This is a genomic window from Paenibacillus sp. sg306046, from assembly GCF_059821225.1.
This window is the reverse complement of the sequence record NZ_JCAMRT010000006.1, coordinates 1-23,549: the sequence shown is the minus strand read 5'-3', so window position 1 is coordinate 23,549 and position 23,549 is coordinate 1. Positions and strand designations below refer to the sequence as shown.

At 51.1% G+C, this 23,549-nt stretch carries 17 protein-coding genes; 1 reads left to right on the top strand and 16 read right to left on the bottom strand.

The window, feature by feature from the left end; genetic code table 11:
• Window positions 1–127: 127 nt before the first annotated feature.
• The 5 genes from ndk to AC6ROY_RS07650 form a co-directional block, all read right to left on the bottom strand.
• Window positions 128–559 (bottom strand): nucleoside-diphosphate kinase, encoded by a 432-nt coding sequence (gene ndk / locus AC6ROY_RS07670; protein ID WP_500099617.1) that lies wholly within the window; start codon window positions 557–559, stop codon window positions 128–130.
• A 284-nt stretch (window positions 560–843) separates the two neighbouring features.
• Window positions 844–1,182, bottom strand: coding sequence for a L,D-transpeptidase (locus AC6ROY_RS07665; protein WP_500099616.1), 339 nt, complete (start codon window positions 1,180–1,182; stop codon window positions 844–846).
• 138 nt (window positions 1,183–1,320) lie between these two features.
• On the bottom strand, window positions 1,321–1,596 hold the full coding sequence (locus AC6ROY_RS07660) for a DUF1294 domain-containing protein (protein ID WP_500099615.1): 276 nt from the start codon (window positions 1,594–1,596) through the stop codon (window positions 1,321–1,323).
• 58 nt (window positions 1,597–1,654) lie between these two features.
• On the bottom strand, window positions 1,655–2,947 hold the full coding sequence (gene murA / locus AC6ROY_RS07655; protein WP_500099614.1) for a UDP-N-acetylglucosamine 1-carboxyvinyltransferase: 1,293 nt from the start codon (window positions 2,945–2,947) through the stop codon (window positions 1,655–1,657).
• 82 nt (window positions 2,948–3,029) lie between these two features.
• Window positions 3,030–3,806 carry an FHA domain-containing protein gene (locus AC6ROY_RS07650; protein WP_500099613.1) on the bottom strand — a complete coding sequence of 259 codons (777 nt, stop codon included), beginning with the start codon at window positions 3,804–3,806 and terminating at the stop codon, window positions 3,030–3,032.
• A 209-nt stretch (window positions 3,807–4,015) separates the two neighbouring features.
• Here AC6ROY_RS07650 and AC6ROY_RS07645 point away from each other — a divergent pair, with 209 nt between their 5' ends.
• On the top strand, window positions 4,016–5,584 hold the full coding sequence (locus AC6ROY_RS07645) for an LTA synthase family protein (RefSeq protein ID WP_500099612.1): 1,569 nt from the start codon (window positions 4,016–4,018) through the stop codon (window positions 5,582–5,584).
• 1,019 nt (window positions 5,585–6,603) lie between these two features.
• On the opposite strand, the gene AC6ROY_RS07640 is transcribed toward AC6ROY_RS07645, so the two are convergent.
• From AC6ROY_RS07640 to AC6ROY_RS07590, 11 genes are all read right to left on the bottom strand, one after another.
• The gene (locus AC6ROY_RS07640) at window positions 6,604–7,008 is read right to left on the bottom strand and encodes a hypothetical protein (protein WP_500099611.1); all 405 of its coding nucleotides are present in this window, start codon (window positions 7,006–7,008) and stop codon (window positions 6,604–6,606) included.
• Between the two features lie 146 nt (window positions 7,009–7,154).
• Window positions 7,155–7,718, bottom strand: a complete 564-nt coding sequence (locus AC6ROY_RS07635; RefSeq protein WP_500099610.1) for a hypothetical protein — start codon at window positions 7,716–7,718, stop codon at window positions 7,155–7,157.
• Window positions 7,719–7,793: 75 nt separating this feature from the next.
• On the bottom strand, window positions 7,794–8,126 hold the full coding sequence (locus AC6ROY_RS07630; protein ID WP_500099609.1) for a hypothetical protein: 333 nt from the start codon (window positions 8,124–8,126) through the stop codon (window positions 7,794–7,796).
• A 174-nt stretch (window positions 8,127–8,300) separates the two neighbouring features.
• Window positions 8,301–8,453 (bottom strand): hypothetical protein, encoded by a 153-nt coding sequence (locus tag AC6ROY_RS07625; RefSeq protein WP_500099608.1) that lies wholly within the window; start codon window positions 8,451–8,453, stop codon window positions 8,301–8,303.
• Window positions 8,454–8,557: 104 nt separating this feature from the next.
• Complete coding sequence (locus AC6ROY_RS07620) at window positions 8,558–13,825, bottom strand: glycoside hydrolase family protein (protein WP_500099607.1); 5,268 nt, start codon at window positions 13,823–13,825, stop codon at window positions 8,558–8,560.
• A gap of 42 nt (window positions 13,826–13,867) precedes the next feature.
• A complete protein-coding gene (locus AC6ROY_RS07615; protein ID WP_500099606.1) occupies window positions 13,868–16,030 on the bottom strand; it encodes a carbohydrate binding domain-containing protein in 2,163 nt (720 codons plus the stop codon).
• 54 nt (window positions 16,031–16,084) lie between these two features.
• A complete protein-coding gene (locus AC6ROY_RS07610; RefSeq protein ID WP_500099605.1) occupies window positions 16,085–17,275 on the bottom strand; it encodes a carbohydrate binding domain-containing protein in 1,191 nt (396 codons plus the stop codon).
• 431 nt (window positions 17,276–17,706) lie between these two features.
• The gene (locus tag AC6ROY_RS07605; RefSeq protein ID WP_500099604.1) at window positions 17,707–19,497 is read right to left on the bottom strand and encodes an ABC transporter ATP-binding protein; all 1,791 of its coding nucleotides are present in this window, start codon (window positions 19,495–19,497) and stop codon (window positions 17,707–17,709) included.
• Window positions 19,494–21,263: an ABC transporter ATP-binding protein gene (locus tag AC6ROY_RS07600; RefSeq protein ID WP_500099603.1), complete on the bottom strand. Its 1,770-nt coding sequence runs from the start codon at window positions 21,261–21,263 to the stop codon at window positions 19,494–19,496. The genes AC6ROY_RS07605 and AC6ROY_RS07600 overlap by 4 nt, the downstream gene beginning before the upstream one ends.
• A gap of 76 nt (window positions 21,264–21,339) precedes the next feature.
• Window positions 21,340–21,771: a chemotaxis protein CheW gene (locus tag AC6ROY_RS07595; RefSeq protein WP_500099601.1), complete on the bottom strand. Its 432-nt coding sequence runs from the start codon at window positions 21,769–21,771 to the stop codon at window positions 21,340–21,342.
• A gap of 13 nt (window positions 21,772–21,784) precedes the next feature.
• Window positions 21,785–23,347, bottom strand: coding sequence for a methyl-accepting chemotaxis protein (locus AC6ROY_RS07590; RefSeq protein ID WP_500099874.1), 1,563 nt, complete (start codon window positions 23,345–23,347; stop codon window positions 21,785–21,787).
• Window positions 23,348–23,549 lie beyond the last annotated feature (202 nt).

The following is a 23,549-nucleotide window of genomic DNA, read 5'->3' as shown; positions in this document are numbered from 1 at the left end:
GTGAGAAGATTATGTTCGCCGCAGCCAGAAAACGAGAAAAAAGCCGGCGCTTCTGGCGCCAGCCTGGTACTTCGGGTAGAGCGCCGCTTTCGCACTCATGATGCCGCTCGTCTGACAGCACTGCGCTTTAATTAAGCACGCCTGCAGCAGCCAGCTCTTCCTTGCTGAAAAAATTATGTAGCTCGCGCTCAGCGCTCTCCGGCGAGTCGGAGCCGTGGATCACATTTTCGCCGACATACGTTGCGAAATCGCCGCGAATGGTGCCGGGCGACGCTTCCAGCGGGTTCGTTTTGCCCATCATGATGCGGGATACCTCAATCAGGTTGTTGCCTTGCCAGATCATGGCGAATACCGGACCAGACGTAATAAAGTCAACGAGTTCCCGGAAAAATGGCTTTTCCTTATGCTGTCCATAGTGACGCTCAGCCTGTTCGGTCGAAATGGTCATCATCTTGGCGCCAACCAGTACAAAGCCCCGATTTTCAAAGCGCCGTACGATATCACCGATCAATTGACGTCTGACGCCGTCCGGTTTTACCATCAAAAATGTATGTTGCATCTTCGCACCCACTCCATTCGGCAAATATTTCCAAGCTCGGTTGCGTGTCCACCAGTATACCCATCCTCCGACACCGCTATACCGAATGACGGAGTCTGGCTTCACCATACCATACCCTTATTGTAAAGGTAAAGTTAACCAAACTATGTGAGTAAACTCACAACCTGCCGAATGAAGTCAGCAAAGCTCCGGATCAAAGCACTTTCAATGAACTGCATCCGTGTTTTTTGCGGTAGATCTTCTTGCGATTACGGAATCCTTCAGCTGCGCTGGAAACTCCAGCCTTATGGCCGGATCGTAACCCGAGTGCCGATCGGCACAAGCCGGGACAACGCCAGCACATCCGCATTGTACATCCGGATGCAGCCATGGGAGGCCAACGTGCCGATGGAAGCCGGATTGTTGGTCCCATGAATGCCGTAATGAGGCCGGGACAGTCCCATCCAGAACACACCAAACGGCCCGCCCGGATTCGGCTGCTTATTTATTATCGTATATTCGCCAAGCGGCGTCTGGGTCAGCATCGTCCCGATGCCGATCGGGTATGAATGCACAACCTGGTTTCCGTCCAGCAGATGCAGCATCCGGTCTGACAAGTCCACAATAATCCGAAATACAGGCATGATCACACGCCCTCCTTCTGCTTGATCCTCTTTGCTTCAGGATATGCAGAAGAACCGGCAAATGCCCGCCGCGCTCCGCCGGTGTGGACCACCGGATACGGAAACGGCCTGCCTTCGCCGGCTTTCCCTGATTCGTGGCTATTTAGGAAGCTGGTTTCCCCATACCGCAAGCAGCGCAAGCACTTGCACGAGACAAATCGCGGGGATGCCCAGCGCAAACGAGCGATGCTTCGTTTTATGCCGCCACAGCCGCATAGCGATCCACATCCCGGCTGCTCCGCCGACAGCTGCGATCAGAAACAGCCGTTTTTCGGGAATACGCCACGACTTCCTTCTGGCCTTGCGTTTGTCCATGGCCATCAGAATAAGCCCGGTCAGATTGATCAGCACCGCATAAATCAACAGAAAACCCACGTTTCGCCCCTTTCTGCCAGCAGCAGCCGTCCGCTTCGCAAAAGCCAGCTTTGGAGCTTTAAGTTGCTGCCTGCGCCGCCTGCACGTCTTCATGCTCCGCCTCGACAAACTTCAGCTTCGCTCCCAACATGCCGAAGCTGCCCGTCACATCATCATACCCCCGTTCCAGATGCTCGACTCCGGTCACAAACGTAGAACCCTCGGCTGCCAGTCCGGCCAGGACGAGACAAGTGCCGGCCCTCACATCCGTCGCATGCACCCAGCCGCCCTTCAGCGGACGGCCGCCGCGAATAAACGCGCTTTCCTGGCGCACCTCGATATCCGCTCCCATCCTGCGCAGCTGCGGCACATGGTTGAACCGGTTCGGGTATACGCGCTCCGTAATAATGCTTTTGCCCGATGCGCGAGTCAGCAATGCCGTCATCGGCTGCTGCAGGTCCGTGGCGAAGCCCGGATACATCGAGGTGCGGATTCGCGACGCCCGGATCAGCGAGTCGCTGTGCGCGGTCACGCTGTTCTCACGAATATCCAGCTCCAGACCGCATTCCTCCAGCTTGGCGAGGCACGAGCCCATATGCTCCGGGATCACATCCCGTACCGTGACCGTTCCGCCGGTCATCCCTGCGGCCATCAGGAACGCTCCTGCGATCAGCCGGTCCGGAATAACCGTGTGCAAGCCGCCGTTCAGATACGGCACGCCTTCGATGCGGATACGATCGGTCCCCGCTCCATAGATGCGCGCGCCCAGCGCGTTCAGGAAAGCCGCTGTATCCACCACCTCCGGATCAACCGCCGCATGATACAGATTCGTCCGTCCCTTCGCCCGGACAGCGGCCAGCATCGCATTGATCGTGGCCCCGGACGTAATCGTATCGAAATAAATGTCTGCGCCGCTCAGCGCCTTCGCCTCTACGATGTAGTGGTCCTCAGCAAAGGTTACCTGCGCGCCCAGCGCCTGAAATGCTTTAATATGCTGGTCAATCGGCCGCTGCGAGAAATCGTCTCCACCCGGGAAACCAAGCGTCACCCGGCCGAACTTGGCCAGCAGCGCGCCGACGAAATAATAGGAAGCGCGGTATGACCCGGCTTTGCCGGGATCAATCGTAGCGCTGTGTATGTAGCGCGGGTCCAGCCACAGCTCGCCGGAAGGCTGTCGCTCCAGACTCAGACCGATCTCCTGGCCGATCCGGGCGATCACCTTCACGTCGTCGATTAGCGGAATGCCTTCCAGCCTTACCTTGTCGTCAGCCAGGCAAGCAGCGGCCAGCAGAGCAAGCGAGCTGTTTTTGGAGCCCGGCACGCTTACCGTTCCCAGCAGCCGTCCGGCCGGTTCAATTTCAATGTATCGCACAAGCCTTCTTCCCTTCCATCTGCTGCAGTCCATGCAGGCTGCTGTATGTTCATCTCAGGTTGTTCGTCTTCTATGGGTACGGTCAGCCGGGGTCCAGCTCCAGCATGTAACCGCTGCCTCTGACGACGCTGATCGCAAAGGTATGCTTGCCGTATTTTTTTCGAATCCGGTAAACCAGCGCGTTCAGCTCGTCCATCGTCACATCCGGCACGCCTTCGCTTCCCGCAGTACGCTCCGGCCAGACCGCGCGCTTGATCTCTTCGATCGCCACGAGGCGATCCGCCTGCTCATGCAGCAGCTGCAGCAGCAAATATTCCTTCTCGGACATCGCGATCCGTTTCCCGTCCACCACACATTCCCGCTTCTCCCAGACGATCACGGCCGCTGCCGCCCCGCCGGACAGATCCGGCACTTGCAGCTGCTGTGTCAGACTGAGCGGTTCGAACTCCAGCGTCTGATCCGCAAATAAATAAGAAAAATGCAGCACCGTCATTCCCTTCGCCAGCCGCACGATGTCAAAGGATTGCAGCGGATATCCGACATGCGGCTCCACCATCGCTCCGTTTAACTCCGTACCGTGACGGGAACCGAGGTCGTACAGCACGGCCCGCTCCCCTTCCCGCCGGATCACAGCATGCTTTCGGGAAATAAAGGCATTGGAAAATGCGTAATCAGGAGCGTCATTGTTCGTCGCCCGCCCGATGACCGTTTCATCTGAAGCCAGATCGAGACATGTTCCTGAACGAAACGGCTCCCCGCGGATCACATACAAACAAGCGTAAGGTTCCAGAACATTCCCCTCCACCAACAAGCCGCCATGCCAGAAGCTCCTGCCGACGGCATATACAGTTTGACTCATTTTCATCATAGCGCATTTTATGTTGGAAGGGAAATGCCAGTATGCTGACGGCACGGTGACTGCTCAGTCATGCGACGCCGCTTCCGCCATATCTTGACAGAGCATGCTATAATAAGGTTGCGAAACAGCGGGGCCACGCCCGAATAAGATCAGGGCTACCCGTCTGTCTGAAACCGAAACCGATTACAGCCAAAGCTAGGAGCACGACTATGCGCCCTTCCATCCGCCTGAGTTACACGATTCTGATCTTGCTTGCGCTCATCCTGGTGCCTACATCCGAACACTTGTATGAACTGCCTGTTGCGCCGGAATTGCCGCCCCCTGCTCCGCTTCCGGTCATCGAATATGCAACCGACTGGACGCCGGAGCAGCTTGCCCGAAAGCCCAACATTATCATCGTGCTCAGCGAATCGTTCTGGGACGTAACGAAGCTGACCTCACTCGAATTCAGCCGCGATCCGATCCCGATGTACCATGCGCTGGCCAAACGTTACACGTCCGGGACGATGCTGTCTCCGATGTTCGGCGGCGGCACGGCCAATGTAGAGCTGGAGGTGCTGACGGGGTATTCCTACCGGTTTTTCCCTCCGGAGTCGATCGTCTACGAGCAGTTTCTCAAGCAGCCGACGGCCTCCCTCGCCAGCCAGTTGAATGGACAAGGGTATACGACAACCGCCATTACCCCGTTTCATCAATGGTTTTTTAACAGCGCCGAGGTGTACCGGCATATGGGCTTCTCCAAATATATCAGTCTGGAATATTTCAATCCCGATGAGTATGTCGGGCCATACATCGGCGACCACGCGGTGGCCCGGCGTATTATTGAAGAAAGCGAGCGCAGCCCAGGCTCCGACCTGATCTTCGCCAATACGATGGAAAATCATTATCATTATTGGCCAGGCAAATTTAACCGCAATACCATCGACGTTAAAAACCACGGCTCCGCCTCGGCGGAAGCTGTCGGCATCGCGGAAACGTACGCCCAGGGCGCCCAGGGCGCGGACCAGATGCTGCAGGAGCTGGTCATTCATTTCAGCCGCGTGAAGGAGCCGACGATCCTCGTCTTTTTCGGCGATCATCTTCCGTCGCTGGAGAAAAATAAAGTCTACACCGAAACCGGCTACATCACCGGCGAGCAGGACCCGGATTTCCTGCGCAAAATGCATGACGTTCCCGTGCTTGTCTGGAACAACTATTTGCCCGATCTCCCTCAGGACTCGCTCGATCTCAGCCCGGCCTTTCTCGGGCCGTACGTGCTCAAGCTGGCCGGGTTGCAAGGCAGCGCTTACTCCGACTATTTGAGCGGGCTGTACAAGCAGATGCCGATCCTGCCGCCGGTGGAGGACTACGACCGCTTCGACATTAACCGGACCTTGGCGGATGACTGGCAAGCACGCCAGCAGCAGCGGTTCCAGCAGGAGCAGGAGAATGCGCCCCTGATCCTGGAGGAGGACCGTCCGTTTACGCTGGGCTACGGCAAGCCGGAAATTCGCAGCCTGACCCCGGCGCTGCTCCATGAAGGAGGCGAGGGCAAAGGGGCCGTCACGCTAAAGGTAACAGGCGGCCGCTTCGGCCTCGGAGCAGTCGTCTATATGAACGGCAAGCCGCTCAAAACCGAATGGCTGAGCGAGTCCGAGCTGAGTGTCAGCCTGCCCCGCAGCGCTTACAGCAAGTCCGGCACCTTGACCGTCGAGGTGAAGGTGCTGGACTCCAAGGAGCACGTGCTCGCCAGCTCGGAGCAGGCCGAGCTGCCAGTTGCTCCGCACGGCAAGCCGTGAGTCGGGGTTAATCCTTGATGCTCGGCGGGCAGCAAGCATCGTCGGCATATCGAAACAGCACAGAACCGTGGAGCCGTCGGGCTCCGGGTGCTGTGCTGTTTGTTTAGTCCATTTTCAATTATAAAGCTGCATAGAAAATAGACAGCAAAAAGGAGTTTCCTAGTTGTATGTCGAACAGCAGACGCAAATTACACCCGTTTTTGATCTCTGAACTCCCTATCAATTAATGTCTTTTTAAAATAATTCCATCAATAAACGCATTACCCACATGGTCACCTGCCACTACACGAACCATTAACTTCACCGTAGTCGAACTTGTTGTGAAAACATGAGTCCAATCATATTTAATGCCGGGATGGACACCATGACCATCTACAATCATCTGACCAGTCTCTATCCAAAATCCAACCGCTTAAAGAATATGTGGTGTGTGGACTTACCTGAATAAACCCCGAGTCGGATACCACATTTGTTGAATCATTTTAGGGCAGATAAAGAAACTGCCAGTGGACCAGTCACTGTATTCAATAAGATAACTGATGACCAAACGAATGTAGGCATCGTGACTGGGGAAACACCCCTAAAGCGTTCGGCCTGGGCGAGTGGAGACATATACTCTAGTTGCAGCCAAACTTGTTTGAGCTAGACAGCGAAACGCTCCTTTTCTTTGCCAAGAACATGAGCCAGTACTTGCGGAGACTTCAGCCTCCATAAGCTGTTCTCAGAGCCACTACAGTATGGCTTGCATCGGATCTTATTCAGACATGAATTTCAATAACATTTGTACTAAGCTTGTTTTAGAATGAGGGTAGGCCATCGGTTCTCCCCTTCTTGGTTTGCGCGACACTTACCATTTCGGAGGAACCGATGACTTTTCCTTTTCATTTTTGCGAACTTAATTGTACGTGATCAACGCGAGGATTAATCGCGCGTGGATTGATAGTTTTTATTTACTAACTTTGAAGTAAATAATGCCATTAGTAATGTCCAAGTAAACCTTACCTCTTAGACTATTCTTCTTAAATATATTCATTAAAATCATTACTATAAACCCACTTTGAATTTGATGCTTTCACTATACTTATGTCCATTTCAGGCCGCCAACTGGGGGCGACTTCTTCCCATGGGTATGAGTCTTTAAACTCTAGGAATTTCTCATCATTAAGCTTTATGAATCCTCTCAAGGAATACGTAGAAGGTCCAAGGGGAGATAGCCTGCTTGAATTAGGAACATCGGCGATCCAATAACACTCCTTGAAATCCCCCAAATTAGGGAACCTCTCACTGAGAGGCTGGGTGTCAGTACGTATGATGCCAATGTTGTTTTCTTCAATCTCCGCAGTATTATCCATTGCTAGCAAGCTCAAAATGACAATAACCACAAGCCCGGCAAGATATAACCATAACTTTTTCTTCCTAGTCATTTATCATTCACCTGTTAGGTTTATATGGATTTGTACTAGTTGAGGCGGGACTTACAATTATTACCAATTACAAGTATGATGTGCCCTAATGTTTTATGCCAATTTTCGGAGTCACCATTGTTTATACCATAAGGAGTACCCGTAATTTACGGGCTTTCTCTAACTAACTCGAAATAATCCCCGCCATTTCCAACAATTAATGTATCTTTATCCTTGATCATAAAACTAGAGCCTATTTTGTTCTTGCCAGGTATAATCCAAGGCACCTTAGACGTGTTGTCTTCAAAAACGCTAACAACACTAATTGAATTCACTTCAATTCCCAAGCTAGAAAAAGTAACCTCACTATCATTTTCTTTTGCAAACTCCTCCCTAGTAAGAGAGCTAATTTTATAAATTGGATTCTTTAGAATTGTTTCGTTAAAAATAGTTACTGCTTCAGTACCATAAGTTATTTTTTTGCCGAGAATGAATTGTATATCCTCATCGCTATGCGTAGTAATTGTACCGCTGGCCAATAATTTTTTTATGATCCAATCTCCATAAAATAGAGTATCTTTTTTTTCTAATACGGAAGATACTTGATTAAATTCATTTAACGAGTTTTGTGACGTCTGTTCTGGAGTGGTTACACTACGTTTTTCTAGATCATTACATGCAGTTGTGAAAGAAACAACAAGTACAATAACCAAGTATAAAAAAAATCTCACAAGTGCCAACCCTTTCAAAATTATTTACTATAAATGAGCAAAATCGGATACAAAAAATTACAGCGATACTTTAGGCTAGTTTGAACCGCTCACAAACGATATGAAAAGGACGCCGCTAGTTGAAATGGTCTCCGTCTCCAAGGAACGATCCCGGCACAGGAACGCACGCAAGCCCTTAGGTTCTCCGAAAGCATGCTCCGGCCAGCACAGCAGAATAACGGCGTTGTCGATGTCGTTCAACGCACCTTCGTACCGATACGTCCAGTAGGAAGAACCGTTTACGGTCACGAGGCAAACGTCTCCCTTATGGACGTAAGTAGCGAATTCCTTAACCGAAATGCGAATGCCCTGCGGGTAGAGTATCCGATTGCTCTTAAGCGCCCCGATCAGATGGGTACCTGCGGCCATATAGCTGTCAATGACACGTGCACAAGTAAACAGGAATCGACCAGCACGTACCCGCTATGAGGTGGAGCGGCAAAGTCGCCGTCATATCGCAGATGCGGTCGATTTTGTGTAGACCGTACCATCTGAAGAGCTTTGGTTTTGTCTTAAAGATCAATCGAATGATGCGAGACAAGTCTACGCATCCCACGACAGTAGCTTGAAGCTGGGGCCCCAAACCATCTTGCCCAGCAGATGCGAATGATGAAAACCGGTGAACTCCATCAGAGCCTCAGCCTGTGACGAAGGCTTGGTTTTCAGCGCAATCGTATCATCATGGATGACGAACAAAGGCTCCGTATTCCTGTTCGGAGGCTTGTACCACCGACGAAGAGATTCCGTCTTCACTTTGTTTTGCAGGACCCCTTCTTCTCACTTGCCTTGCTCATTTATAGTTATTTAGATTTTTTGGGAACAATCGGATAATCCCTTGAATAATCGCCATTAACAAAAATTTCCCATTCATCCAATCTTCTCCTATAAAGTCCTTCTGAATATATTCTTCCTTCCTTTGTAGTGACATGTGCCCAATCTATAAACTCATCTTTTAACTGCTCATTGCTATATTTTCCAGACACTATTAATTTTGCAACTTCAGAGTAATTCAGTTGCAGAACTTTTTCACCAGCGTTGAAAACAAAACTAACCAGTGCATCGAATTGTTGTTGATTTAGTTGAACACTATGATTGTTTGCCCATTTACTTACTGAATCTATACGTGATTGCAAATCTTTATGAAGCAGCTTAAGAGCTTCTGCTTCGGTAAGTTCGGTAAATTTTTCTCCCTTTTTTATGACGTGACCATATCCAATTGTTAGATTTTTATTGTCTTGTCCAGCATACGGCTTGGCATAAAACTGTTCATAGTCAGCAACAAATTTAATTAAACTTTCACTAACATTCGTTGGATTATTTCGTCTTTCAAAGTAGTCTTGTTTCAATTTCTCCTGTTCGTCCTCGTTACATCCATCGCAAACTGGGTAGTTTCCAGTACGATCTGTATATATCAAAGGATTATTACTCACATACGTATAAAGATTCAAACTCAACGGATTCTTAATATCCCCTTCATACGTATCCTCATTAATAAACCGCCCCATGCCCGGATCATACCACCGCGCCCGCAAATACTGCAGTTCCGTGCTGCTATCCCAGAACTCGCCGCTGTATCGGAAAGGTTGCACCACTGTCTCCTGCTCCGTTTGCGGTTTTCCCCAGATATCGTACGTGTACGTATTCAAGACCTGGCCGCTTGCGCTCACAAGACCTACCACATCGCCGTGTCCATTATGCATATAGTAGGATTTAGCGCCTGAGCTGTCCACCCGTGCAACGAGCTGGGTACCGCGAATGTAGCTGGCCTTGTGCGAAACCACGCCTGCGCTAACACGGCCTTCCGCTATGATATTCGCGCCATCATAGTAATATCTCGTGGTCACGCCCTGCTCCGTTCGCTCGGTCAGAAGACCGTCTCCATTATACGTATAGGATACCTCGCTCCCCGATTTCGCAGTTGCTGCAGTTAACCGATTCTTCTGGTCGTACGTGTAGCTCTGGTCCGTCATCATGAATGGCTTTGAAGATTGGATCGTTTGCCGATTGCCGCGATTGTCATACGTATAAGTTTCCTGATACTCACTGGAGGTCTGAATTCGGCTCAGCTTGTCATAAGCAAAGCTGTTCGTCAGTCCGTCCTCAACCCGTTCCTCTTGATTCCCCTGCAAATCATACGAATATTGATAGTGATGAAGGGTCCCTTTTCCCGTTTGTACATAGGTAAGCGTCGTTTTTAGTGTCTCATAATTCCAGCTGCTTGTCAGTCCCTGAATCAGACTAAGGGAGCCTAGCTGACCATTTTTTTTGTAAGCGTAGGTTGCATCCCATTGGGCCGAATTCGTCCCCACATGCTGTAGACGATTCCGATCATCGTAGCGATACTCCGTTACTTTTCCAAACGGATCGGTCATCTTTGTCCGGTTACCTTGATCATTGTATTCATACTTCAGCTCTTTCTCATCCGGGAAAGTTACCTGAGCCAGCCAACCTGTTGCGGAGTCGTAGCCATAACTAGTCAATCCCGTCTGATCCTCCATGGACAGTCTTCGCCCTGCTGCATCCTGCGTATAGGAGATCACTTCATCGCCCGTGGTCACGGTATCCAAAAAGTTGCGGTTGTCGTATACATAACTAGTAGCACGTCCATTACGATCTATCTTCTTTGTCATATTGCTGTTATTGTCGTAATCGTATCGTTCTACCTGTCCCGCTGGATCCACTCGGCGAAGCAGTCTGCCCATTTCATCAAAATGCTTGACTAGTTTATTCCCATCCGGATAAACAACTTCGGTTAACTGACCAGCCTTATTGTAGGTGTACGATGTTGTTTCGTCTATGCCGTTCGTTACTGATTTTACGCGTCCCATGACATCATAAGCATACTGGGTTTTTGTGACACCATCCGCAGACTGATTCGCTTTTTCATCTACCGATTTGACTTGTCCTGCAAGCGTGTAAGTCATTTGGCTCGAGCTCGTTAGCACATCTGTGTTGGAATATGTTTCTTTTTTGAACACTCTTCCCATAACATCCATCCATTGCTTGCTTGAATTCTTCTCAGGGTCCGTCTCCTCTACGGTTCGAGTTACGTCATCGTAGCTCACTGAAGCGTCCCCTCCTCCGGGCAGCGAGGTTAGGATCAAGCGGCTCCAATTGTCATATTGGTAGGTCGTTTGATGTTCTGCTCCATCTTTCATCCACTTCAGCCGACCGTATGCATCATAATCGTAGCTGACCGCACTCTTGCCAACGATTCCCGTTTGGACCTTCATGCCAAGAGGATTCCACTTTGTTATCGTCTTAACCTCGGTCGGGTCAATCTCCGTAATCGTGTTATCCGTATCATTGTATTGAAGCGTATGAGTGCTTTGATCCGGATGCTTGACCGTCAGTAACCTGCCTAACTTATCGTAAGTATATTCGGTTGTGTGATCATTGCCGTCAATCAGCTTGGTCATTTGACCGGTCAGCTTGTTGTACTCATATTTCTGCGTAACTGTTGTCGGCTGGCCGTCTGCATTAGTTGCAACAACAGACTGTTTGGTCGGAAAGCCTCCTCCGTAGGTCAAGCTGTATTCAAAATTGACTTCTGTGTTGCGGTTATCATTTTTAAGCGTTACTTTAGTTGGATTGCCCTGAGCATCATACACGTATTCCGATTCTGCCATCACGGTTCCGCTGACGCTATTTTCTCTTACTTTTGTACTTTTGATGCTGTTGTTACCCGGGTATCGTTCAATTTCTGTATAAGCTGTTAAACCCTCAGCCACAGGTGTTGATGCCGATTTCAACAAATGGGTCTGTTCATCGTAGGTGTAGGTTGTCGTCACCTCGTCTGGCGTCGTTTCAGATATCATATTGCCGTAGTCATCGTACTTCTGCTTAGCGGTAGCTGCAGTTGAGTTCACGGAGCCCTTGCTATGAGTCACCGTTGTCTCATCCGGCACAGGCAGCTTTCGTTTGGTGTCATATACCTTTTGAATCGTCTTGCTCTCTGTAGTGCCAACCGCTGATTGGACTATTTTCGTTTGATAATACATGGATGGTGTCTTATCATCGACAAATTGTTTTTCATACGTAAACGTAGTGTGCGTTAGATCCGTATTCATAGTTGTATTAAAAGTCGTGCTTACGCCATAACTAGAATCCCCGCCGCTATAAGCCACATAATTTTTTGTTTCGCTCGTTCCGTTCGCATAGTTAATTACATCAGCTCTGGATTCGACGCTATAGAAGCTTTCATACTCCCCCTGTTTACCAATAGTTCGCCATTTTTGAGCATATGTGTACGCTGTATTAGCTTTAGTCGGATGTTCCACATTTTTCAACAGCACATAATAATTATTTTCCGGCTCATCGTAGTTCGGAAGTAAATTAAACGCAGCGCCCTTGGTCTCATACGTATACGTAGTCTTGCGATCTAATGGATCGGTTGCGGAAATGAGCAGCTCCTTATTCGAACCGGAAGCGGCCTGCTTGGCCAGACGGACAATCTGCTCGCCCTTTGTTATGACAACCTCGGTGCTCGAATACGTAATCGCTATCTGATTTCCCAATGCATCCGTGACTTTGGTGAGTACATCCCCGTAGCCATCTTGATACGTATATTGGAACGTAATTTGATTGCCAAACGCATCCGTGATCAGGATCAGCTTGCCGTCACTCGTAAAGTATTGCTTTGTACCGTCGAGATAAGTCAATACTCTGTACGATGCCCGACCTTCTACGGTTTTACTTGTATCCGAGGAAAGCGTGACATCTTTCCACGGGTATCCGATTAATTTATTGTCAGAGCTGACCTCATAGGAAGCCCCTCCTTGCATACGCAAGTAGTTTACGCCTCGTTTGCTCTCAATCGAAGGAATATCCCATGACCAGCCTTTGCCTAGAGGTGATGTTAACGTATTTCTGGCTGCATTTCGGACCGTTTGGCCGTTTAATGTAGCTCCTCGTAAAACAACCTCTCCTTTAGGATAAAATAACGCCTTCAGTTCAAGTCCCGTATGCAGCTGTCCTTCCTTCGGAATATCAAAGAAGTATGTCGTAAACGGTTGGTCAACTCCCGGTGTTCTTTTTCTAAAGTTGCCGGTTTCCAGTTTTTTTTGTTGCTCTTCTAACACGCCTTGAACGGTTTCATAATAAAGGATTCTATGCCACGGGTTATGCCAGTATTTATCTGTAGCAGGAACCCCGATGGTTCGAATAAAGGGACTTACGGAGTAGTGGTACTTGTACTCAAACTTATCCACCATGTTATCGACAGAACCAGCGCTTGAACTTGAATAATGATGTTGGACATCTACATAATACTTAGCGCCGAACTGCATGGTATAGACTGGAACAACATCTACATCCTTGTCATAATAATAAGAATTTGAGCTATCGTATCTCCGGGTTAGACCAAATGAAAGACCATTTCTTCCCGGCAAAGTCATATCCGTTGCCTGAATGCTTAAATCACCCGTCATGGTCGAAATCGACTCTCCGCCATTCGCAATCGAAAACGGAGCTTGATCCGTTTTCACCGACAACCGTTTAATCACTGTTTCATCATACGTAGTTGGACGAGTCGACGCCAGACTGGCCCTTGCGCTCATTGGCCGTGAATACGTACTTCCTACTACTGTAGAGGTGTAAATAGAATCGGTAACCGCAGGACTGTAGACACTATCCGTCACTGTAGCACCCAGTAACTCTTCAATTGTCGGTACATCCAGCTTTTTTTGAGGGTCATATTGATACTTTTCGGTAAGCCGAATACTATCACTAAGCTCATCCTGCTGCTCCTGAACGGCGGGGTCCATTTGCAATAAATGTTCTTTATACGATGTGCCGTCACTTGCTTGCTTTTCAAGTGCCTGCTGCAATTGAAAGATCGAGTAGCCTTCGTTCAAAGCCTCAGCAAGCTCTGTCTCTTCAATGCCAAATTCGTGGCTTAACAAGCTTAATGTCAGAACCGGTTCCGCAGTTTTTATCGTCGTTTGTATATCCATTTTGTCTACAGCTTCAACAACCTCAGCCACGCCCTTGTCGTAACCAAGTGCCGGGGTAACGCTAGACATCATAAGCAAGCAAGAAAGAAAAACAAGTAAGACACTCTTCTTCATGAGACCTCCCGCATTTCATTAGATTTAGTCGTTAATGCTCTACTACGGCGTATACACAAATTTCATCTCATCTGCGTACACAACTCCCGAACCCGTACTACCAGTTCCAATCAAAAATACATGGACTCTGGCCCAGGCGGAATTCGCCGGAACTGTACCGGTTAGCTCCTTCGCTATATATCCTGTCGAGCTTGAGGCTTGCTCCGCACCGGTATGCCAGCCTGTCAGATTGCCTGCCGCATCGTAAAATCCGATGGAAAATGCTGTTTTGGCGCCAACTAATTGTGCGGCGTAAATTTGCCCCGTTAACCGATACGCCCGTCCCGGTTCGATGACAACATCATGCAGCAAAGCTACGGATTTCGTTGCAGCAAGCTGCTGGCTTACAGTTTTCTGGGCCTGCTTGCCTGCCTTCACCGCATTTTTTTCAATGGCATAGCTTGCTGCCGAGCCTTCGCTTTCCCAATTTCTCCAGCCATCCGCTACGCCATTGCTGCCTGTATCGCGCTCAAACCCTTCGTTCGTCAACAGATTCGATTCCGCTGTATAGGCAAACCGCATTTCATCCATGTAAATTTTTCCTGAACTGTTGGCTGCATCGCCTACCAGAAAAATATGAATTCTGGCCCACGTTGCATCGGCAGGTACCGTACCCCGAAGCTCCTTGGATAGAAACCATGACGAGGCTTTATCCTGCACGGCGCCCGAATGCCAGGCAACAACTTGTCCCGCCGAATTGTAAAACGCCGCGACTAACCAAGTTTTTGCTTGCTGCAGCTCGGCAGCATACACTTGACCACTTAACCGATAAGGCTTGTTGGCCTCGACCAAAATATCCTGCATAACCGCTGCGCTTCCGTTAAGCAGCTGCTGACTTGATAGATGCTGAGCGTAATTTCCGGAAGCAGCCATCAGAGATTCGGCTTTATAGTCAGCTGCAACTCCATCCGACTCCCACGTCTTCCAGCCATCCGCTACGCCGCCTCGCCGTTTATTTTGCTCGAAGCTGCTGTTGGAAAGCAGGTTGGATTCCGTTTCGTAAGCAAACCGCATCTGATCCACATAAAGAGTTCCCGAGCTTCCAGGCGCTTTGCCTTGCAAATAAATATGGACTCTCGCCCAGCTCGCTCCTGCCGGAACGGTGCCTCGAAGCTCTCTGGATAAAAAGGTTGGCGATGGCTGTTCCTGCAAACCGCCTGAATCCCAGCCTACCACCTGGCCGGATGAGTCGTAGAAGCCGATACTAAACATCGTTTTCGCCTGAACCAAGATCGGAGCGTAAACTTGTCCGGTAAGCCGATACGGCCTGCCCGGCTCCACGAATAGATCGTGCAGCAAAGCTGCTGTGCCCTGACCCAGCTGCGTGCTGCTCATTCGCTGGACATGTTTGCCGGAAGCGGCGTCTGGGCTATCCGTGTCGTAGCTGGCAACAACGCCGGAGGTTTCCCAACTCGCCCAGCCGTCCGCAAGCCCTGTGCCACGGGTACTGCGCTCGAAATCCCCATTTGTAATCAGATTCGGCTCGGTTGTATAGACAAACTGCATGTTGTCCGCGTAAAGCGTACCGCTGCCGCCGCTCCCTGTGCTTTGTAAATAAATATGAACCCTGGCCCGGGCAGCGTCAGCAGGAACAATACCTTCTACAGATTTGGATAAATAAGATAGCGAAGGTTGTTCTTGATGCCCTCCCGCATCCCACTTGACTACATTTCCTGACGCATTATAAAAGGCAATGGCAAAAATAGTCCTTGCCTGATTCAAGTAAGGCACGTAAATTTTTCCTGACAATTGATAGCGCTTGTTGGGCTGCACATCCAGATCATGGAATAATGCAATCGTTCCTCCGTTCAAGCTGCTGCTGGACATTTTCTGGGAGCGCTTGCCTGACATTACACTTAGTGATTCAATCTCATACTTGGCCGACGCGTTTTCGGATTCCCAGTTGACCCAAGCATCGGCGAGGCCGTTTCGTCCGGAATAAAGCTCGAAATCTCCATTGACAATTAAATTTCCTGACGTTTTCTCGACCAGGTTCCCGTTCGCATCATACCGGTATTCTGTGACATCGGTTGCTCCTCTCACAAACCGCAGCTTGCTGGAGGGATCATAGAAATAATCAGTGCTTGCCGCAGCTGAAAATGGAAAAAGCAAACCTACGCTCAAAAGCAATACAATTAAGCTGGAGCAGTATTTCAAAATATGCATCGTGTCCCTCTCTATTCAGCTGGAATTATTGAAATTTCATGAGAAGCGCTGCAGCTATTCAATTTCGTAAATCGAAACGGCATCGAGCCAATATGTACCTTGTCCATAAGCTGTGTCCGGTGTCACAATGACAATAGCTCGTTGAGCGAGTGGAGGAGCTGTACTTGTCACGATCACCTTGGTCCAGTCGGAGGTTCCGGTTACTGCGGCTGAGGACGCTTGGTTGGCCCAAATCCAGTTTCCTTCCGCATCTTGCCAATAGGTTTTAAGAAAAACGCCATGGCCCGTAACTGCTGCCGTTTTAATGTAGGCAGACATCGCAAATGTTTTGCCGCCGATGGGCTCGTTAAAGTTATAACCGGTATGCTGGTACTGATCCCCTCCCGCAGCTCTAGTAATTTTCAATGCATGCTTTCCTTCAAATACCGTTTCCTTGTCTAAGCCAGCCGTTCCGCCCGTGGCATGGTTGACCGACCACTCGGCCAGTCCGATCTCAAAATCCGGATTAGTTAAAAAATTTCCCGGTCCCTGGTTTTGCTCAATGGACAACGCATCCAGCCAATACGTACCGGAGCCATTTTTATCCTCAGGGATGACCATGACCACGACCTGTTGAGCCTGCGCAGGCGCTACGCCGGTCACAGTCAATTTCGTCCAATCTGTTGTTCCCGAGATCGAAGCTGAACGTTCATTATTTGTCCAAATCCAATCGCCCGTCGCTGTTCTCCAATAAGTCATCAGTCTGACGCCTTCGCCTGCAAGTCCTTCCGTCTTCACATAACCGGAAATTGTAAAAAGACGTCCGCCAATATATTGACCGAAATTGTAGCCATTGAACTGGTACTGGTCCCCGCCGCTGGATACGGATACCTTCAAGGACTGACGGCCATTCATAGCTTTACTTGTATCCACTACTGCGGTTCCATTGACGGCATTGCTGATTCCCCAGCCCTGTAAGCCTGACTCAAAGCTTCCGTTGGCAAGAACGTTGATTGCTCGTGATTTGGAAGCTTTTCTTGCCAGGTTGCCGTTGCTGTCATACACATAATCCAACCAGTTATGTACGCCTCCAGCATAGCTGTGCTGCTGCACAAGTCTGTTCGATGCATCATACTCATAAGCATGATTTCTTTGACTCCCAGTTGGACCTTCAGTGGATGCCGCCGCCAATGGCGAGGCATACAGTAAAATAGCCATGAAGCACGCGAAGGCCCTGCAAGCAAAAACGCTAATCTCTTTCATCATTTCAATCCTCTCTTTGCTTTAATCAGCTAAAATATACCATGAATTACGACAATTTTCCTTAAGATATCCTGTCTTTATTTGTCGATTATTCATTAATTTGTGTCTGATTTTGGTTTATTGTGCAACTAATTCTGTTTTTTGTTGAGTGAGAAGTAAGCTGTTTCAACATAACGCAACCATGCGATACAAACCTGCATGCCTAACCTAAACAGGCCAACCGATCCCATCGGCTGGCCTTCATCCATCTATCAGCTGTATTCCTCATAGTCAGCAAGCGATGCTTCTTACAAACAGGTGCCGAATCAGAAGGAGGTTCTGACTGTTCCACGGTCGCCACAATCTAATCTCAATTCTCGCGCGTTGCTCCGACTCCAGGCAACCTTCCAGCCTCTAAATCGAGAACTTTTCCCGGGAAATGATCCGGTATTCCATCACTTCTCCGTCTCCGCAGCCTCCGAGCCGTGCCAGATGCTCCGCAGCTCGTCGCTGGTTGCCAGCAGCTCATCGAGCGTCCCTTCGGCGGCAATTCGTCCTTCGTCGAGCACAATAATCCGGTCTGCGCGCGCCAAAGCCGCCTTGCGATGGGACACGACCAGACAGGTCGTCCCCGGCCGCAGCTCGGCCAGCCGATCCCATAGCTTGCTTTCCGTATCGACATCGAGCGCGCTGGACAAGTCGTCGAACACAAGCAGCTCGGATTCGCGCACAAACATCCGGGCGGCCGCCGAGCGCTGCGCCTGGCCGCCGGATAACTTGACGCCGCGCGGGCCGATTACCGTGCCGAGTCCGTCCGGCAGCCGTTTCACATCGTCCTCCAGCACGGCGGAGCGAAGCGCTCGCGCCAGCTGCGCTTCATCCGCATCCAGCCCCAGCAAAATATTGTTGCGCAGCGTATCGCTGTACAGCCGGGGAATTTGCGGCGTGTAGGCGCTATACGGCGGGATAAAGTGTGCGCCGGGGTCGGCGACAACCTCCCCGTTCCAGCGAATTTGGCCGGCTTGCTTGGGCAGCAGGCCAAGCACGGTACGGAGCAGAGTCGTTTTGCCGGAGCCAATTCGTCCCGTCACCACCGTGAAGGAGCCTCGCTCCAGACGAAGGCTCACCCCGTCAATGCCACGGCCGGTTTCCGGATAACGGTAGGTTAGCATGTCCAGCTCCAGCCGTTCGAGCGCATCAGACTGCACTTGACGGTCGGCCGCCGGGCGAAGCCGATCAGGTCCGGGCAGCGAACCACGCAAATAAAGCGGATGATGCCCGGTCAGCAGCTCCGGATCAGCGCCCTGCAGCAGCGACAACAGGCGGTTTTTCGCCACAGCGCTCACTTTGTAGTACGTGATAAATTTTCCGAAATTTTGAATAAACTGGGTGACAAAGCTGAGATAATACACAAACAACGCAAAATCCCCGACCGTGAAGCTTCCCGTCCGCATCGCATCCGCCGCCAGCAGCAGGATCAGCCCGGTACCGAAATTGACAGCGTTCGAAAAAACCGAATCAAGCGTCGTCGTCAGCAGCGTATCCTTCAGCATCGCCTGCCGACGCTGATCGCTCAGCCGCCGGAAGCGGCGAATCATTCGCTCTTCAGCCCCCGCGACCTGGATCGACTGCACCGTGCCAAACATCTCGCTGATCGCCCCGGTGACCTGACTCGTGGCCTCCCGGCTGGCTGCCCGGTATTTTTGCAGCAGCGCAGTCGACAGCTGAGCAGCTGACACCACCAGAATTAACGGCAGAAACACCCACAGCGTCATCTGGGCATTAATTTGCATCAGCAGCCAGCAGGAGACACCCGCAAACACCAGCAATCCCAGCACATCCACGGACCAGCTGACGCTTTCCTCCACCTGATCCACATCATCACGGAAGGAGCTGATTGCTTCACCCGGCGAAACTGGAATGGCTCGCGCGCCTGGCTCCTCCAGCACATGCCGAAGCAAATTGCGCCGCAACAAGGCGCTGATCCGGAAACGGAACTGCACGTCCGTCGTAAATCCGAACAAAATAAAGCAGACGCGGGCCAGCGCCGCCATCAGCAGCAGCAGTAAAATCGAGCCAAGTCCCAGCGTATAAGCCGCGTGTCCTGACAACTCGTCGAAAAACTGCTTCGTCAGCAGCCCCGGCACAATTGGCGCGAGGTAGACGAGCGACCAGGCCAGCGCATTCAGCAGATACAGCACCTTGCGGTAGCTGACCAGCCCCCATAGAAAGCGGAAAGTCGTCATGCGAGCATCTCCTCCATCCCGACCTGCAGCATCTGGCTATAACGTGAATGCGGGTCTGCCGCAAGCTTCGCGCGTTCCCCGTCCTCGACCACACGGCCCTGCTCCAGCACGAGAATCCGGTCCGCCCGTTCAATCGTCGCCAGACGATGGGCAATGATGATGCAGGTGCGTCCCTGCAACAGCCGGTTCATCGCCTGCTCGATCCGCTGCTCGGTGACAGGGTCAAGCCGGGAGGAAGCCTCATCCAGGATGACAAGTCCGGGGTCCGTCAGAAACACACGGGCAAACGACAGCAGCTGGGCTTCACCGGCCGACAAGCCTCCACCCCCGGAGTCCAGCTTCGTATCCAGCCCGTCGGGCAAAGACGCAAGCCAGTCTCGCAAGCCAAGCGCCTGCAATACCCCGATAATTTGCTCATCGGCCACGGTTTCGTCGAAAAAGGTCAGGTTATCGCGAATCGTCCCCTGAAACAGCTCGACCGTCTGGGTGACCATCCCGACCCGGCTGCGCAGCTCGCGCAGCTGCGGCCGGCGGGCGTCCACGCCGCTAAGCAGCACCCGGCCTTCGGCCGGATCATAGAACCGCAGCAGCAGCCGCGCCAGCGTCGTTTTGCCGCTGCCGGTTCGTCCCAGCAGCCCAAGCACCTGACCCGGCTGCAGCCGAAAATCTACATCCGCAAGCGTTGCCGTCTCCCCTTCTTCATAGGCGAAGGTAACATGCTCGAAGGCAACAGACAGCGGACCGGCCGGCAGCGGAGAGCCTTCGCCGTCGCGAATCGCCGATTTCGTCTGCAGCAGCTCGCGCACCCGCCCGATACTTGCATCCGCCTTCTGCAAATCCTCCATCTGCGTGCGAATTTGCTCGATTGGCTTGGCCATCAGCTCGGTGTAGTAAACAATCATGTACACCGTCCCGAGTGAAATCGAACCCTGCTTCCACAGGTAATAACTGACAGCGAAGGCAACGGCATTGCCGATTGTAAAGACGACAATCGTCGTAATCCACATGGATGCCCAGCCGTAAAAAGCGCGGATTCTGACCGGCAGCCACTCCCGCATCAGCATGAAATAACGGTGCATAACGAAGCCTGTCGCTCCGCTTGCCCGCGTATCTTCGGTTCCTTCGAGATGCTCGCCCAGAAATCCGTAAAACTTCGCGCTGATCTCTCTTGACTTGCCCCAATGAGGGACCGCGAAGCGGCGGACATAACGGATCGCCAGCAGCGCAAAGATGACAAAAATCAGCATCCCGCCGCCGATCATCCATCCCTCTCGAAACAACAGCACCAGCATCCCGACAACCAGCAGCAAATTGCTGACCAGCATAATGGCAAACTGGGAAAAAAAGTTGGATAAATTGTTAATGTCCCCGTCCACCCGTTCGATAATCGAACCCGATGTTTGCGTTTTGTGAAACGCCATATCCAGCTTCAGACAATGGGCGGCCACATCGCCCCGCAGCTGATTGGTAGCCAGCCACCCGACATTCGCCCCGATGTAGGAAGCGCCTACAGCAACGAGCTGCTGAATGAACGAGACGCCAATAAACAGAACAGCCGCCCAGATGAGCGGCGTTCCACTTTGCAGCGATTGCGCGGTGTCAATAAAATAGCGGATAATTTGCGGGTTGACCAGCTGAAGTCCGATTCCTCCGAACAGCAGCGCCGACAGCAGCAGCATCCGGCTGCGCTGCGGCTTCAGGTAGCCGCTGAACAACGCAAGATACTCGCCGACCGGAATATGCGGCCATGCTTTGTTGGTTCGCATGTTTGTCCCCTCTTCCATTTCATACCGCTAGTTTACCACGAGTCCGCCGCCTCCTGCCAAGAAAAATTGATTTTAATCATGATATACCGTAAAGAAGCGCCGACAGCCTTAGGATACAAACAAGTCCTCCATCATGTTGTCCGATGCCGGAAAACAACGCAGCTTCCTCCTCCTCGGTTTGGAAGGGGGAGGCCTGAATTTGGCTGAACGAGGTGACCTGATAGACGCAATCTACAATCAGACCGATTAGTTCTCCGTTCATGATCACAATGACAATCCGTGTCGCTTTCGTATACGCCTGCTCCGGCAAGCCGAAGCGCGCACGCAGGCTCATGACATGAATCAAGCGTCCTCTGACGTTCACGACTCCGCGTATACCATGCACGGCTCCCGGCAGCTCCGTGACGGCTTGCATGCTTATAATTTCATGGACATCCTCGATTTTGAAGGCGTAGCGCTCCGACCCGATGCCGATTTCAATATACTGTTCACGTCCAGCCGCAGCCATCGCGTCCGCCCCTTTATCTGAGTTTGAAAATTTCGACGGAGGTGTTCAGCTCCTCGGCGAGGAGCGCAAGCGATTGAGCGGCCGACGCCGTCTCCTGGCTCGCGGCGGCCGCCTGCTCGGTAGCAGCGGATATACTTTCAATAGAATACCTGACTTCAGACGTTTGGGCAGCCTGCTCTTGACTCGCCGCCGCGATTTCCGACACCTTGTTTGCCGAATCGCTCACCAGAGAGAAAATACGCTCAAACGCTTCGCCTGTTTTTTCGGAGTAGATAACGCCTTCATTTACAGCCGCGATGCTCTGTACCGTATTTTGCTGCATCCCCTTAATAATAAGCGTAATTTGCTTGGTCGCGTCGATGCTGCGCTCAGCCAGCTTGCGCACCTCATCGGCAACGACGGCAAAGCCACGGCCCTGATCGCCCGCTCGGGCGGCCTCAATGGCTGCATTCAACGCAAGCAGGTTCGTCTGGTCGGCAATATCGTCAATCACTTCAATAATATCGCCGATTTTATTGGAATCCTCCTCCAGCTTGGACATCTGGCGGCTAATGATCTGCATCCCTTCAATCGAGGAGTGCAGCACCTTGCTTCCGTCCTCAGCCAGCCCCATCGTATGCCCGGTCAGCTCAGACGCCTGCTCCGCCCCGCGAGCAACTGATGTAATTGCCGTAGACAGCTCGCGGAACAGCTCGTTGATCGTTTGCGCCGAGCTGGCCTGACTGTTGCTGCCGCTGGCAATTTCTTCAGTGCTAGCCGATATTTCCTGAGCAGCCGCCGACAGACTTGCTGCCGAATTCAAAACCGAACGAATAATCTGAACCAGATTATCCGACATCTTATTGAAGGACTCCGCCATATCGCCAATCTCGTCGCGATTGCGAACGGCTAGCGGCTCGAATGTCAAGTCACCTCGAGCAATACGCTCGGCTGCACGGGATACCTCGATAATCGGCCGGGAAATTTGTCTGCTGATGATGAACGCAATCCCCGCGCCAGCCACAACCGCAAACAAGCTCACCAGCAGCAGCATTTGCAGAGTAGCCTCAACCTTGGCCGTGTTCGCGACGCTTTGAGTATTCAGCTCATTTTTTTGGTACTCGATCATTTCCGCTCCGATTTTATTTATGCCACTAATAGTATCTGATGCCTTATTTTCCATAATATCGACCGCAGCGTCCACATCGTTTTGCCGTTTGCTTTGAATCGCCTGATCTGTAAGCTGCCGGTACAGCGCCTCCAGCCTGTTCAACTCAGCGATCGCATTTTTGTTAGCGCCCGAGGTCACCATGCCGCCCAATTGAGCGCTGATCGAAGCATAGCTATTTCGGCCCGTTTGCAGAGACGCTATGTACTTCTCATTGCCCGACATCAAGAAATTGCGTGCCATAATCTGTTCTTCACGCACGGCCAGCACCAGCTCCTGGATCAAGGTAACCTTGGCCGCGCGATCATCAATCAGCAAGGTATAGGAATCATCAAGCCGGCTCATCTGATAATAGCTAACTCCGCCCACAATTACCAGCAATACTAAGACTGCAAAAAAACCACTGTACAATTTTTTAGCCACGGTCATTTTCATTACACCATACACGCCCCTTAGATTGTATGTGCTGTCATTCTATCTCTCTGTCGCTCCATCCGTGTCATAAATCTGTGCCATGAATTTGTCCACTTATGAATTGTGACTATATTGATTTAGTTACGTTACTAACTTTCTCTTGATTTCCTCCTCCCTATACGTGATACAATGAGTTCGTACAATTTACGTTGTTCGA